13 protein-coding genes are annotated in these 13,048 nt (G+C 64.8%); 9 read left to right on the top strand and 4 right to left on the bottom strand.

Going from position 1 to position 13,048, the window contains the following annotated elements:
- Positions 1 to 109: 109 nt before the first annotated feature.
- On the bottom strand, positions 110 to 1,444 hold the full coding sequence (locus tag ACD584_RS14950; protein WP_076035688.1) for an Nramp family divalent metal transporter: 1,335 nt from the start codon (positions 1,442 to 1,444) through the stop codon (positions 110 to 112).
- A gap of 142 nt (positions 1,445 to 1,586) precedes the next feature.
- Between ACD584_RS14950 and mntR the strand changes: the two genes are divergently transcribed.
- The 3 genes from mntR to orn all read left to right on the top strand — a co-directional run bounded on the left by mntR (position 1,587) and on the right by orn (position 3,222).
- Positions 1,587 to 2,054 (top strand): manganese-binding transcriptional regulator MntR, encoded by a 468-nt coding sequence (mntR, locus tag ACD584_RS14945; RefSeq protein WP_014507874.1) that lies wholly within the window; start codon positions 1,587 to 1,589, stop codon positions 2,052 to 2,054.
- A complete protein-coding gene (gene tadA / locus ACD584_RS14940; protein ID WP_076035689.1) occupies positions 2,051 to 2,566 on the top strand; it encodes a tRNA adenosine(34) deaminase TadA in 516 nt (171 codons plus the stop codon). Before mntR ends, tadA begins: the two co-directional genes overlap by 4 nt.
- 71 nt (positions 2,567 to 2,637) lie before the next feature.
- Positions 2,638 to 3,222 carry an oligoribonuclease gene (orn, locus tag ACD584_RS14935; RefSeq protein WP_012438217.1) on the top strand — a complete coding sequence of 195 codons (585 nt, stop codon included), beginning with the start codon at positions 2,638 to 2,640 and terminating at the stop codon, positions 3,220 to 3,222.
- 161 nt (positions 3,223 to 3,383) lie between these two features.
- On the opposite strand, the gene ACD584_RS14930 is transcribed toward orn, so the two are convergent.
- Both ACD584_RS14930 and ppsA read right to left on the bottom strand, forming a co-directional pair.
- A complete protein-coding gene (locus tag ACD584_RS14930; RefSeq protein WP_070691391.1) occupies positions 3,384 to 4,343 on the bottom strand; it encodes a mechanosensitive ion channel family protein in 960 nt (319 codons plus the stop codon).
- On the bottom strand, positions 4,343 to 6,721 hold the full coding sequence (gene ppsA / locus ACD584_RS14925) for a phosphoenolpyruvate synthase (RefSeq protein ID WP_076035690.1): 2,379 nt from the start codon (positions 6,719 to 6,721) through the stop codon (positions 4,343 to 4,345). The genes ACD584_RS14930 and ppsA overlap by 1 nt, the downstream gene beginning before the upstream one ends.
- Before the next feature lie 142 nt (positions 6,722 to 6,863).
- Between ppsA and ACD584_RS14920 the strand changes: the two genes are divergently transcribed.
- The 3 genes from ACD584_RS14920 to ACD584_RS14910 all read left to right on the top strand — a co-directional run bounded on the left by ACD584_RS14920 (position 6,864) and on the right by ACD584_RS14910 (position 8,947).
- Complete coding sequence (locus ACD584_RS14920) at positions 6,864 to 7,685, top strand: pyruvate, water dikinase regulatory protein (protein ID WP_011269676.1); 822 nt, start codon at positions 6,864 to 6,866, stop codon at positions 7,683 to 7,685.
- Positions 7,686 to 7,890: 205 nt separating this feature from the next.
- Entirely contained in the window at positions 7,891 to 8,400 is a 510-nt protein-coding gene (locus tag ACD584_RS14915; RefSeq protein ID WP_014507870.1) for a DUF1249 domain-containing protein, read from the top strand.
- 58 nt (positions 8,401 to 8,458) lie between these two features.
- Positions 8,459 to 8,947, top strand: a complete 489-nt coding sequence (locus ACD584_RS14910) for an 8-oxo-dGTP diphosphatase (RefSeq protein ID WP_076035691.1) — start codon at positions 8,459 to 8,461, stop codon at positions 8,945 to 8,947.
- A gap of 208 nt (positions 8,948 to 9,155) precedes the next feature.
- On the opposite strand, the gene ACD584_RS14905 is transcribed toward ACD584_RS14910, so the two are convergent.
- On the bottom strand, positions 9,156 to 9,914 hold the full coding sequence (locus ACD584_RS14905; RefSeq protein WP_076035692.1) for a 3-hydroxybutyrate dehydrogenase: 759 nt from the start codon (positions 9,912 to 9,914) through the stop codon (positions 9,156 to 9,158).
- A 128-nt stretch (positions 9,915 to 10,042) separates the two neighbouring features.
- On the opposite strand from ACD584_RS14905, the gene ACD584_RS14900 reads away from it, so the two are divergent.
- From ACD584_RS14900 to ACD584_RS14890, 3 genes are read left to right on the top strand one after another with little or no spacing between them, the layout of a single operon-like run.
- Positions 10,043 to 10,657 (top strand): phosphatidylcholine/phosphatidylserine synthase, encoded by a 615-nt coding sequence (locus ACD584_RS14900; RefSeq protein ID WP_014507867.1) that lies wholly within the window; start codon positions 10,043 to 10,045, stop codon positions 10,655 to 10,657.
- Positions 10,658 to 10,716: 59 nt separating this feature from the next.
- Positions 10,717 to 11,889 (top strand): class III poly(R)-hydroxyalkanoic acid synthase subunit PhaE, encoded by a 1,173-nt coding sequence (phaE, locus tag ACD584_RS14895; protein ID WP_076035693.1) that lies wholly within the window; start codon positions 10,717 to 10,719, stop codon positions 11,887 to 11,889.
- Entirely contained in the window at positions 11,886 to 12,962 is a 1,077-nt protein-coding gene (locus ACD584_RS14890; RefSeq protein WP_076035694.1) for a class III poly(R)-hydroxyalkanoic acid synthase subunit PhaC, read from the top strand. Before phaE ends, ACD584_RS14890 begins: the two co-directional genes overlap by 4 nt.
- The last annotated feature ends 86 nt before the right edge of the window (positions 12,963 to 13,048 follow it).

Below are 13,048 nucleotides of genomic sequence, written 5' to 3'. Positions count from 1 at the left end.
CATCGCCAGTGCAGGGCGGTGCAGCGCAGGTGCAGTGCACTTTCAGCAACATCTGCAACACGGGCACGTGCAAGCACAAGCGTGCGCAGTGCCGCCGCCCGCTTGCCTCTCACCCCAACGCGAATTCCCAAAGCAGCTTGAGGTTCAAGCCAACAATCACCAGGGCAATCACCCAGGCAATGCGCACCAGCCATGCCGGTGCCACCAATGCGCCCATCAAGCCGCGGTCAGCGACAAAGCGCACCAACGGGATCACCGCGAACGGCAACTGCATCGACAGCACCACCTGGCTCAAGACCAGCAAGCGGGCGGTACCGGCTTCGCCATACAGCCAGGTCACCACCACTACCGGCACGATGGCGATGCCGCGGGTGAGCAGGCGACGCATCCACGGCGGCAAGCGCAGGCGCAGGAAACCTTCCATCACGATCTGCCCGGCCAAGGTTGCAGTCACTGTCGAATTGACGCCCGAGGCGAGCAACGCCACTGCGAACAGGGTCGAGGCCAGGCCGACGCCGAGCATCGGTGCCAGCAGCGCATGCGCCTGTTCGATCTCCTGCACATCGGTGCGGCCCTGCGCATGGAACACCGCCGCGGCCAGGATCAGGATGGCTGCGTTGATGAACAACGCGAACATCAAGGCCACGGTGCTGTCGGTGACTGCCCAGCGCAGTGCCGAACGGCGGCCTGCATCGGTGCGCGGATATGCGCGCGTTTGCACGATCGACGAGTGCAGATACAGGTTATGCGGCATCACGGTGGCACCGATGATGCCGATCGCCAGATACAGCGCATGCGGGTTGGTCACCACGTCGGCACGCGGGATGAAGCCGGTCAGCACTGCGGCGATCGGCGGCGCCGCCAGCGCGATCTGGATGCCGAAGCACACGAAGATCACCAGCAGCAATGCCATGACGAACGCTTCCAGCGCACGGAAGCCGCGGTTCATCAGCAACAACACCAACACCACGTCCAGCGCGGTGATGATGGCGCCCAGTGTCAGCGGAATGCCGAACAGCAACTTGAGTGCGATCGCCGTGCCGATCACTTCGGCCAGATCGCAGGCGATGATGGCCAGCTCGCATAGCCCCCACAGCGCCAGGTTGATGCCGCGCGGGTAACGTGCGCGGCAGGCCTGCGCCAGGTCCAGGCCGGTGGCGATGCCCAGCCGTGCCGACAACCCCTGCAGCACGATGGCCATCAGGTTGGAGAGCAGGATCACCGACAGCAGCAGATAACCGAACTGCGAGCCGCCCGCCAGGTCGGTAGCCCAGTTGCCCGGGTCCATATAGCCGACCGAGACCATGTAGCCAGGGCCCAGAAACGCCAGCAACCGGAACCACCAGTGGCCACCCTTGGGCACGGCGACGCTGGCGTGAGCGGCACCCAGTCCACCATCGGCTGGGCGAATGGGTTCTGCGTTCGGGACGATCTCGCTGGACATGGGCGGGCGGAAAGACGGGACGCGGCCGATGATATAGCAAGTGCTATGCTGTTGAGCATTGGCAATCTCAATCGTATTGATCGGCGCCGTGCTTCACACTACGCATCCCGGCAGTTGCGCCGAGGCGATGACGAGGACAAGGGTGGGCAAGAGCGAAAAGCTGGACGCGTCCGCACCGGTATTGATCGATGCGCAGGTGCACATGGAGAGCTTCCGCCAGGTGCGCGAGGCGCGCCGTGCCGAATTGGTCGAAGACTATGTCGAGCTGATCTCCGATCTGCTGGTCGACGGTGGCGAGGCGCGCCAGGTCGATATCGCTGCGCGTTTGGGCGTGGCGCAGCCCACCGTGGCCAAGATGCTCAAGCGCCTGGTGCGCGATGGCTGGGTGGTGCAGCGGCCGTATCGCGGCGTGTTTCTGACCCCGGCCGGCGAAGCGCTGGCGGCCTCCAGCCGGCAGCGGCACCAGATCGTCGAGCGCTTCCTGCTTGCGCTGGGTATCGACGAGGCCACCGCGCGGCGTGACGCCGAAGGCATCGAACACCACGTCAGCGAAGCCACCGTCGCCGCCTTTGCCGCGTTCCTGGAGCGGCAGGGCAACCGCACCCCGTGAGCGTGTCGCCCGATCACTACGCGCAAGACGCACACCTGCAAATCGACCAGCAATGGATGACTCACGCCTTGCGGCTGGCCGAACGCGCCGAGCGCGACTATGACGAGATTCCGGTCGGCGCGGTGCTGGTGGATCCCACCGGCGCGCTGCTCGGCGAGGGCTGGAACTTCAACATCGCCAGCCACGACCCCAGTGCGCATGCCGAGATCATGGCCATGCGCGAAGGCGGCCGGCGGCTGGCCAACCACCGCCTGATCGGCTGCACGCTGTACGTGACGCTGGAGCCGTGTGCAATGTGCGCCATGGCGATGATCCATGCGCGCATTGCGCGGGTGGTGTTTGCCGCCAGCGACCCCAAGACCGGCGCGTGCGGCAGCGTGTTCGACCTGCTCGCCGACCCACGCCACAACCATCGCGTGCAGGTCAGCGGCGGGGTGCTGGCCGCCGAGGCCGGGCTGCGCCTGACCAATTACTTTCGCGCCAAGCGTGGCAAGCCGCCGCTCGTGCCCTGATCGGCATGGCCGCGGTATGATGCGCGCCCTTTCAGCACCCGGCCGGCAACGGCCCTCCACAGGACGGTGATATGGCAGACAACGTTGCGGGCAACGACCGACTGATCTGGATCGATCTGGAAATGACCGGCCTGGATACCGATCGCGATTCGATCATCGAGATCGCCACCATCGTGACCGATGCGCAGTTGAACGTGCTCGCCGAGGGGCCGGAACTGGCCATTGCCCATTCGCTGGAAACCCTGGAAGCGATGGACGAGTGGAACCGCAACCAGCACCGCCGCTCCGGCCTGTGGCAACGCGTGCTCGACAGCCAGGTCACCCACGCGCAAGCCGAGGCGCAGACAGTGGCCTTCCTGGGCGAATGGATCCGCGCTGGCGCTTCACCGATGTGCGGCAATTCGATCTGTCAGGACCGCCGTTTCCTGCACCGCCAGATGTCGCGCCTGGAGCGCTATTTCCATTACCGCAACCTGGACGTGTCCACCATCAAGGAACTGGCGCGGCGCTGGGCACCGGCAGTGGCCTCCGGCTTTGCCAAGAGTTCGGCGCATACGGCGCTGAGCGACGTGCGCGACTCCATCGACGAGCTGCGGCACTACCGGCAATTCATGGGCACGCTGGGTGGCGATAACGGCGGCGGTGTGCAGAACTGAGGTTCCCAACCGGGAACACGGCTGCGAGGCTCCCGCATTTGTGCGGCCAGCGAATCGCTATACCGCGCATCTGGCAATCGCAAAACTGTAGTAACGCAAAGGGCCGCATCATCGATGCGGCCCTTTGCGTTTGACTCACTGCACCGCGTGCCCATGCAGGCTCAACGGGCCAGCGGCGGCCCCTTGGTCAGATCGCCATCGTCGGTGACGCCCTTGCGCAGCAGCTCGGCAATCGGCTTGCCATCGGCATCGTGGTGATACACGTGCAGGTCGCGCTGCGGGTAGGGGATGCTCAAGCCGTTTTCCAGCAGCTGGTCGCGGATCTGCTCCAGCGTGGTGCTCTTGGCCGCGCCGAAATTGCCGTTGCTGGCGTAGGCAAACAGCATCAGATCCACCGTGCTTTCGCCCAGGTTGGTGACCTGGACGAACGGCGCCGGTGTGTCCAGGACGTTCGGGTTGTCCTTGGCAATCTGCAGCAGCAGTTGCTGCGCCTTCTTCAAATCGTCGCCATAGCCGACGCCCACGGTGACCTCCAGGCGGCGGGTCGGCAGGGTGCTGTAGTTGATGATGGGCGCGGTGGTGATGGTGCTGTTGGGCAGCGTGATCATGCGTTCATCGAATGCCTTGATCCGGGTCTGGAAGATCCGGATCTCATCGACGATGCCTTCCTGGCCGGCAATCACCACGTGGTCGCCATCGCGCATCGGCCGCAGCACGATCAGCATGACGCCTGCGGCGATGTTGGACAGCGAGTCCTTCAATGCCAGACCCACTGCCAGACCGGCCGCGCCGAGCACCGCAATCAGCGAGGTCGGCGGCACGCCGATCTTGCTCAGTGCGCTCACGAACACCAGCACCAGCAACAACGCATAGGACACGTTGCGCAGGAAGTTGGCCAACGTGATTTCGATCCGTGCCCGCGTCAGTGCGCGGTGCAGCCACTGGCTGAGTTGCTTGGCCAGCCACATGCCCACCACGAGGATGAGTAATGCCAATCCGCAATTGAGCGCGTACTCCGCCCAATTGAGGTTGCTCCAGTCAAAGGCCGGCGACTTCGCTGCCGCCGGTTTTGCGGCGGCCGCTCCCGCAGCCGCCGCCAACACTCCACCCACCATTCCCATCAGCCCTCGCTCTTGAGCTTGGCCAAGCGCAGCCAGGTATCGACCACGGTGTCAGGATTCAGCGATACCGACTCGATGCCTTCCTGCATCAACCACTCGGCCAGTTCGGGGTGATCCGACGGCCCCTGGCCGCAGATGCCCACGTACTTGCCCTTGGCCCGCGCCGACTTGATCGCCATCGACAGCAGCTTTTTCACCGCCGGGTTCCGCTCGTCGAACAGGTGCGCCACGATCGAGGAATCGCGGTCCAGGCCCAGGGTGAGCTGGGTCAGGTCGTTGGAGCCGATCGAGAAGCCGTCGAAGATCTCCAGGAACTCATCGGCCAGCAGCGCATTGGACGGCAGCTCGCACATCATGATGATCTTCAGCCCGTTCTCGCCTTGCTTGAGCCCGTTCTGCTCCAGCACCTCGATCACCTTGCGGCCTTCTTCCAGCGTGCGCACGAACGGAATCATGACCCAGAGGTTGCCCAGGCCCATCTCGTTGCGCACTTTCAACACCGCCTTGCACTCCAGCGAGAACGCCTTGGTGAAGGACGGATCGACATAACGGCTGGCGCCGCGGAAGCCGATCATCGGGTTCTCTTCGTGCGGCTCATAACGCGAGCCGCCGATCAGGTTGGCGTACTCGTTGGACTTGAAGTCCGACAACCGCACGATCACCGTGTTCGGCGCCACCGACGCGGTCAGCGTCGCGATGCCCTCGGCCAGACGGTTGATGTAGAAGCTCACCGGGTCGCCGTAGCCGGCAATCTTGGCGTCGATCTTCTTGCGAACATCGGCGTCCTGCTTGTCGTATTCCAGCAGTGCGTTGGGATGGATGCCGATGTGCGCGGCGATGATCATCTCCAGACGCGCCAGGCCGATACCGGCGTTGGGCAGCTGGCCGAAGTCGAATGCGCGCTCCGGGTTGGCCACGTTCATCATGATCTTGAGCGGGGCAGGCGGCATGTTGCCCAGGTCGGTGGTGGTGCGCTCGAACGGCAGCAAGCCTTCATAGATGAAGCCGGTGTCACCCTCGGCGCAGCTCACAGTGACTTCCTGGCCGTCGCTGATGACGTCGGTGGCATTGCCCGAACCCACCACCGCCGGCACGCCCAGTTCGCGCGCGATGATCGCCGCGTGGCAGGTGCGGCCACCGCGGTTGGTGACGATGGCCGAGGCACGCTTCATCACCGGCTCCCAATCGGGGTCGGTCATGTCGGCAATCAGCACGTCGCCCGCCTGCACGCGGTTCATATCTTCCAGCGAGCGCACCACGCGTGCCACGCCGCTGCCGATCTTGGCGCCCACTGCACGGCCTTCGACCAGGATCTTGGCGTCTTTGGCTTCCAGCGAGAAACGCTCGATCTGGGTGGCATGGCTACGCGACTTCACCGTCTCCGGGCGCGCCTGCACGATGAACAGCTTGCCGCTCACGCCGTCCTTGGCCCACTCGATATCCATCGGGCGGCCGTAATGCTTTTCGATCACCAGCGCCTGCTTGGAGAGCTCCTGCACATCTTCGTCGCTGATCGAGAAGGTGTTGCGCAGCTCCACCGGCGTGTCTTCGATGCGCACGCGTTCACCGGGCACATCCGAATACACCATGCGGATTGCCTTGCTGCCGAGCGAGCGGCGCAGGATTGCCGGCTTGCCCGCAGTGAGCGTGGGCTTGTAGACGTAGAACTCGTCCGGATTGACCGCGCCTTGCACGACCATTTCGCCCAGGCCGAAGCTGGAGGTCACGAACACCACGTCGCGGAAGCCGGACTCGGTGTCCAGGGTGAACAACACACCGGACGAACCCACGCCCGAGCGCACCATCAACTGCACACCGGCCGACAGGAACACATCTTCGTGCTTGAAGCCGTGGTGCACTCGGTAAGCAATCGCGCGGTCGTTGTAGAGGCTGGCGAATACTTCCTTGACCTTGTGCACCACGTCGTCGGCGCCGGTCACATTGAGGAAGGTTTCCTGCTGGCCGGCGAACGAGGCATCGGGCAGGTCTTCGGCGGTTGCCGACGAACGCACTGCCACGGCCACTTCGCCGCCGCCGTTGTCGGCGCAGAGTTTTTCGTAGGCGCTGCGGATGTCGCGGTCCAGCTCCGGCTGCAGCGGGGCGTCGATCACCCAGCCGCGGATCTCCTTGCCGGCGACCGTGAGCGCGGTGACGTCTTCAACGTCCAGCGTCTCCAGCTTGTCGAAAATGCGCTTGGACAGATCGTTGTGCGCGATGAAGTCCTTGAATGCTTCGGCAGTGGTCGCATATCCACCGGGAACCGAAACACCCAACCCGGCCAGGTTGCCGATCATCTCGCCGAGCGAGGAATTTTTACCGCCTACGCGGGCCAGATCGACCAGGCGTAGCTCATGCAACCACAGGATATTCTCGTTCAAGCGCGATGCTCCGTATGGCCATCGCCCGAGCGGGCTGAATGGCCGCGACCGTAGGAAGAAGCCGCTATGATGCAGTGCACAGCGGAGCCTGCACAAGCATGAACCCGTAAGTTTTGGACACTAGTTCAAAGAGGTGGAGTCGATGTCAACAATCCGGCCGGTGTTTTACGTGTCCGATGGAACCGGTATCACCGCTGAAACGATTGGGCATAGCCTGCTCACGCAGTTCAGCGGGTTCAACTTTGTCACCGACCGTATGTCGTTCATCGATGATGCAGACAAAGCGCGCGATGCAGCACTGCGTGTGCGCGCGGCAGGCGAGCGTTACCAGGTGCGGCCGGTGGTGGTGAATTCGTGCGTGGATCCACAGTTGAGCATGATCCTGGCCGAGAGCGGCGCATTGATGCTGGATGTGTTTGCTCCCTTTATCGAACCGCTGGAGCGTGAGCTCAACGCGCCGCGTCATTCGCGCGTGGGTCGCGCGCACGGCATGGTCGACTTCGAGACCTATCACCGCCGCATCAATGCGATGAACTTCGCACTCAGCCATGACGATGGCATCGCGCTCAATTACGACGAAGCGGATGTGATCCTGGTGGCGGTGTCGCGCGCAGGCAAGACGCCCACCTGCATCTACCTGGCCTTGCATTACGGCATCCGCGCCGCCAACTATCCGTTGACCGAAGAAGACCTCGAAAGCGAACGCTTGCCGCCGCGGCTACGCAACTACCGCAGCAAGTTGTTCGGGCTGACCATCGACCCGGAGCGTTTGCAACAGATTCGCCAGGAGCGGCGTGCCAATTCGCGCTACAGCGCAGCGGAGACGTGCCGCCGCGAGGTGGCCACAGCCGAGCGCATGTTCCAGATGGAACGGATTCCAACCCTCAGCACCACCAACACCTCGATCGAGGAAATCTCCAGCAAGGTGCTGTCCACGCTCGGCCTGCAGCGCGAGATGTTCTAGGAGCGGGGCTCGGTGCGGCGGGATTCGGGATTGGTGAAGCGGGCAGGCCGCCACTGTCTGCTTACTGCAGCAATGCGGCGTGGTATGGCCGGTCGGCACCCGGTGACGTATTGAAGCGGGCGGGGCAGTGCTCCGCCAAGAGTGGCCCGGCCTTCGGCCGCCGTCAATGCTGCCCGTGCGGCAGCCCAGCGTGTAGGATCGATGCATGGCGCAAGCACTGAGTAAACTCGAACGCATCCCCAAGTTGAGCCGGTTCGGCTGGCTGATGGGGCTGTATGCGGAAAACTTCCAGCACCTCACCCGGTTGTTCGCGCCGGCCGACCTCGCTCCGGGTTCGTATGTGTCCTCGATCGGCGACGGCCTGGACCTGCGGCTGGACGTGATCGAATGCCACCGCTACACGGTGGAATTGCGGCTGACCTACGACCTGTGTGACCCGGTCACCGGTGAACCGGACCCGTCCGCATACGTACGTCTGTATCGGGATGCGCGCCAGGCCGAAACCACGCATTGCTACGTCGGCCGCCGCTGGCAGGACACCATGGGCATGTTCCCGCCGCCTGCCGAGCTCATCAGCCACCGCATGCGCATGAATACGTTCCTGGGCAAGTGGCTGGATTATCTGGCCGAGCGCGGCCATGGCGTCGCCACGCTGCGTCTGGACACTGACTACGTCGCGCCGCCGCGCGCCAACGCGCAGCCCGCCATCAGCTGATCGCTGCGCGGCGCGCAGCTTCGGTCATACTGATGTGCTTCGTGTCTGATCGTTCGCCATGCCGCACACCCCAATTGTCGCCACGCTCGGCTACCTGCTGTCGCCGGATGGCACCCACGTACTGATGATCCATCGCAACGCCCGCCCCGGGGATCATCACCTGGGCAAGTACAACGGGCTCGGCGGCAAACTGGAAGCCGATGAAGATGTGCTGGCCTGCATGCGCCGCGAAATCCGCGAGGAAGCCGGTGTGGAATGCGGCCAGATGCAGCTGCGCGGCACCATCAGCTGGCCGGGCTTCGGCCAGCAGGGGGAGGACTGGCTGGGATTCGTGTTCCTGATCCACAGCTTCGACGGTACGCCGCAGACCTCCAACCCCGAAGGCACCCTGGAATGGGTCCCCATTGCGCAGATGGACCAGCTGCCGATGTGGGAGGGCGACCGCAACTTCCTGCCGCTGGTGTTCGATGGCGACCCACGCCCGTTCCATGGCGTGATGCCGTATCGGGACGGGCGCATGCAGTCGTGGTCGTATTCGCGCGTGTGAGGGCGGCGCCCGGTCTACGGTGCAATCAGGCAACGTCGGTCACTGCGCTTAGCCGTCACTGACGGCCGAACTGTGAAGCCCACCGCACCGGCTTTGCCAACTTCTCCACATCCCCTGTGGATGAAAACTGCGCAAGTCTGTGGACAACCGTGTTCAGGCCTTGCCCCATCTGGCTGTCAAGAGCCCTGGTGAAAATTTCGCCAGGGCTTCATTGCGCGGTCCAGCCACCGTCGATGGCGATGGCCTGGCCGGTGAGATTGCGCGCCGCGTGCGACATCAGGAAGGCCACGGTGCCGGCCAGTTCGTCGTACTCGATGAAGGCGCCTTTGGGCATCGGCTTGAGCATCACCTCGCGGATCACCGCGTCTTCGGCAATGCCGCGCACGCGTGCCTGGTCGGCGATCTGCCGCTCCACCAGTGGCGTGCGCACGTAGCTGGGGCACAGCGTGTTGGCGGTGATGTCGCAGTCGGCGGTTTCCAGCGCGAGCACCTTGGAGAGCCCGATCAGCCCGTGCTTGGCGGCCACGTAGGCGCTTTTGTAAGGGCTGGCCACCAGCGAATGGATGCTGCCGATGTTGACGATGCGCCCGTAGCCGCCCGCCCGCATGCCCGGTAGCACCGCGCGGCTGAGACGTGCGGCACCGGTCAGCATCACGTCCACCAGCAGCGCCCAGCGCTGCATCGGGAACTCCTCCAGCGGCGCAACGTGCTGCAGGCCGGCGTTGTTGACCAACACCTCGGGCGCGCGCGAGGCGGCCGCCAGTGCCTGGGCAATGCTGTGCTCGTCGGTGACGTCCAGTGCCAAGGCCTCGGCCGATCCGCCGGCCGCGCGCACCTGCTGGGTGGTCTGCTCGGCCGCGGCCAGGTCGGCGTCGCTCACCAGCAGGTGGTGGCCGTCGGCGGCAAGAACGGTGGCCAGGCCGGCGCCGATGCCGCTGCCGGCACCGGTGATCAGGATGCTGCGCATCGGGTGTCCTCGTGGAATGCGGCACTGAAACGGTGCCAGTGGCCGCCAGGGTAGCCGAGCATGTTGAAACGGTCGCCTGCGCGTCGCGCGCGCGTTACCCTTTGCGCCTCGATGCCCTCAGGTTCCGCATGAAACGCCATTTTTCGATGCTGCGCGACTTTCAACTCGCAGACTGGTTCACGCTGGCAAACGCCTTTTGCGGCACCGGGGCGGTGTTTGCGGCCATGCGGTTTCTGCAGGAAGGCCACCGCGGCGACCTGTTGCTGGGCATGGCGCTGATTCCGCTGGCCTTCGTCTTCGATGCGCTGGACGGCCACGTCGCGCGCTGGCGCAAGGCGTCCTCCACGCTGGGCCGCGAACTGGATTCGCTGGCCGACGTGATTTCGTTCGGCGTGGCGCCGGCCGCGCTCGGCTATGCCTGCGGCATGCGCGGCGGCTGGGACTGGCTGGTGCTCAGCTATTTCGTCTGCTGCGGCGTGAGCCGGCTGGCGCGCTACAACGTGACCGCCGAAGAGATCGCCGGCGAGGCCGACAAGGTGCCGTATTTCGAAGGCACACCGATCCCCACCAGCCTGGTGCTGGTGATCCTGCTGGCGGTGGCGGCCAGCACCGGGCATATCGGTCAGACGTTGTGGTGGGGACAGTGGCAGCTCGGCCCGTGGCAGTTCCACCCGCTGGTGCTGCTGTTCGCGGTGTCCGGCTCGCTGATGATCAGCAAGACGCTGCGCATCCCCAAGCCCTGACCGGTGCGCCGGAACACACGCGGTAGGATGGCTGGGTGGACCAGCCACGGGAGTGGACGATGACAACCAGCGGTTCGGACAACGGCAACTTCGAAGACAAGGCGCGCCAATACTGGAGTGCCTGGGGAGATGCCATGCGCCACGGCCAGTCCGCTTCCGCCGCGCAACCGCCGCCGGGCCCGGCTGGCGAGACGCCGCAGGACTGGCGCAAGGCGGTCGACTGGTGGTCGCAGGTGTTGCCCACGCAGGCCGCCCCGCAGGCGCAGGAGGCGATCAACCGCTTCCGCACCCAGGCCGGCGATTGGTACGGCACCATGCAGCAGGTCGCCGCGCAGTTCGCCGGGCGCGATACCTCCGCCAGCGCGGTCTCCGATGCCTGGCGGCATGCCGTGCAAGGGCAGGGCGAGCAGCTGATGCAATGGACGCTGGGCTCGCTGCGTGGCGGCAGCAAGGGCGGCTTCGATCCGTGGTTGCAGGAAGCCGCGCAGGCGTTGCAGCGCTGGCGCGAAGACAATGCCGCCTGGCTGGAGATGCCGGCCTTCGGCCTCAATCGCAATCATCAATCTCGCTGGCAAACCTTGGCCCGCGCGCAGCAGGATTACCAGGCGCAGTCGCAGGCCTATGCCGAGCAGCTCAAGGCGGCGATCGATCAGGCGTTTGCGCGCTTCGAACGCAAGTTGAGCGAACACGAAACCAGTGGCAGCCAGCTGACCAGCGCGCGCGCCTTGTTCGATCTGTGGATCGAAGCGGCTGAAGAATCGTATGCGGACGTGGCGTTGTCGGATCAGTTCCGCGAGGTCTACGGCGGCTTTGCCAATGCGCACATGCGGCTGCGCGCGGCCCTGCAACAGGAAGTGGAACAGGTGAGCGAGCGCTTCGGCATGCCGACCCGTTCCGAGATGGATGCCGCGCATCGGCGTATTGCCGAGCTGGAGCGGGCGGTGCGTCGCATGCTGCGTGGCGCGCCCACCGCGCAGGCCAAGCCGGCTGCGGCGTCCGCGTCCAAGCCTGATGCGGGCCCGCCGCCCGCCGCCGCTGCCAGCGCACCGGCACGTGCGGCGGCCAAGCCAAGAACAAAGGCTGAGACCGCACCAACCACGCGCGCTACGCGCAAGACAGCAGCTGCGCCAGAGACATCCAGACCGAAAGCATCCAACACGCCGCCGGCTGCAAAGAAGGCCACCAAGACTTCCAAGGCACCGGCGCGCGCGCCGCGCGGAGGCAAGCCATGAAGGGCCCGTTGGGATTCAGTGCCGAGGACCTGATGCAGGAGACCTTGTCGATGCAGCGCAAGCTGCGCGAAGGGCTCAAGCTGCTGCCCGGCGTGGAAGACGTGTATTACGGCGTCACCGAACGGCAGGAAGTCTGGCGCGACGGCAAGGTGGTGCTGTACCGGTTCGTCGGCGATGCCGCGCCGGTGGCGCGTACGCCGTTGCTGATCGTCTATGCGCTGGTCAACCGGCCGTACATGGTGGACCTGCAGGCCGATCGCTCGCTGGTCAAGGGCCTGCTCGGTCACGGCCAGGACGTCTACGTACTGGATTGGGGGTATCCGGACCGCTCCGAACGCTATCTCACGCTGGAAGACTATCTACTGCGCTACATCGATGGCGCGGTGGACCATCTGCGTGCGGCGTCGGGTCTGGAGGCGGTGGACGTGCTCGGCATCTGCCAGGGCGGCACGTTTGCGCTGTGCTATGCCGCGCTGGAGCGCGCCAAGATCCGCAATCTCATCACCATGGTCACGCCGGTGGATTTCCACACTCCCGACAACATGCTCTCCAACTGGGCGCGCATGGTCGATGTGGATCTGTTCGTCGACACCATGGGCAATGTGCCTGCGGATCTGATGAATGCCAGTTACCTGATGCTCAAGCCGTTCCGGCTCAACCTGCAAAAGTACGTGGGGCTGCTCGACATCCTCGACGACAAGCAGGCGCTGGAGGACTTCCTGCGCATGGAAAAATGGATCTTCGATTCCCCCGACCTGGCCGGCGAAGCGTTCCGCGAATTTGTCACCCAGTTCTACCAGCGCAATGGTCTGGTCACCGGCGATGTGCGTATCGGCGGGCAGGCGGTGGATCTGCACGCTGTCGACATGCCGGTGCTCAACATCTATGCCGAGCACGATCACCTAGTGCCGCCCGATGCCTCGCGCGCCCTGCGTGGGTTGGTGGGCAGCGAGGACTACACCGAGCTGAGCTTTCGCGGTGGGCACATCGGCATCTACGTCTCCGGCCGTGCGCAGCGCGAGGTGCCGGTGGCGATCCATCGTTGGTTGCAGGCACGTGGCGGCAACGGCTGACGCAGTGAATGCAACGGGGTAGGCTGCACCACGCACGCGTGCCCTCACGATCCGCTGTAGCTGGCCTGCCTACACTGTGAGACACG

It is taken from the genome of Xanthomonas sp. NCPPB 2922 (assembly GCF_041520885.1).
GTDB classification, from domain to species: Bacteria; Pseudomonadota; Gammaproteobacteria; order Xanthomonadales; family Xanthomonadaceae; genus Xanthomonas; species Xanthomonas campestris.
This window is presented reverse-complemented; position numbering and strand designations above follow the sequence as displayed.

Coding starts and splice junctions, on each gene's coding strand:
- ACD584_RS14905 (WP_076035692.1), bottom strand. CDS start 9,914: ATGCGCAGCATCCTGATCACCGGTGCCGGCAGCGGCATCGGCGCCGGC.
- orn (WP_012438217.1), top strand. CDS start 2,638: ATGGCAGACAACGTTGCGGGCAACGACCGACTGATCTGGATCGATCTG.
- ACD584_RS14890 (WP_076035694.1), top strand. CDS start 11,886: ATGAAGGGCCCGTTGGGATTCAGTGCCGAGGACCTGATGCAGGAGACC.
- ACD584_RS14920 (WP_011269676.1), top strand. CDS start 6,864: ATGTCAACAATCCGGCCGGTGTTTTACGTGTCCGATGGAACCGGTATC.
- ACD584_RS14930 (WP_070691391.1), bottom strand. CDS start 4,343: ATGGGAATGGTGGGTGGAGTGTTGGCGGCGGCTGCGGGAGCGGCCGCC.
- ACD584_RS14950 (WP_076035688.1), bottom strand. CDS start 1,444: ATGTCCAGCGAGATCGTCCCGAACGCAGAACCCATTCGCCCAGCCGAT.
- ACD584_RS14915 (WP_014507870.1), top strand. CDS start 7,891: ATGGCGCAAGCACTGAGTAAACTCGAACGCATCCCCAAGTTGAGCCGG.
- ACD584_RS14900 (WP_014507867.1), top strand. CDS start 10,043: ATGAAACGCCATTTTTCGATGCTGCGCGACTTTCAACTCGCAGACTGG.
- phaE (WP_076035693.1), top strand. CDS start 10,717: ATGACAACCAGCGGTTCGGACAACGGCAACTTCGAAGACAAGGCGCGC.
- ACD584_RS14910 (WP_076035691.1), top strand. CDS start 8,459: ATGCCGCACACCCCAATTGTCGCCACGCTCGGCTACCTGCTGTCGCCG.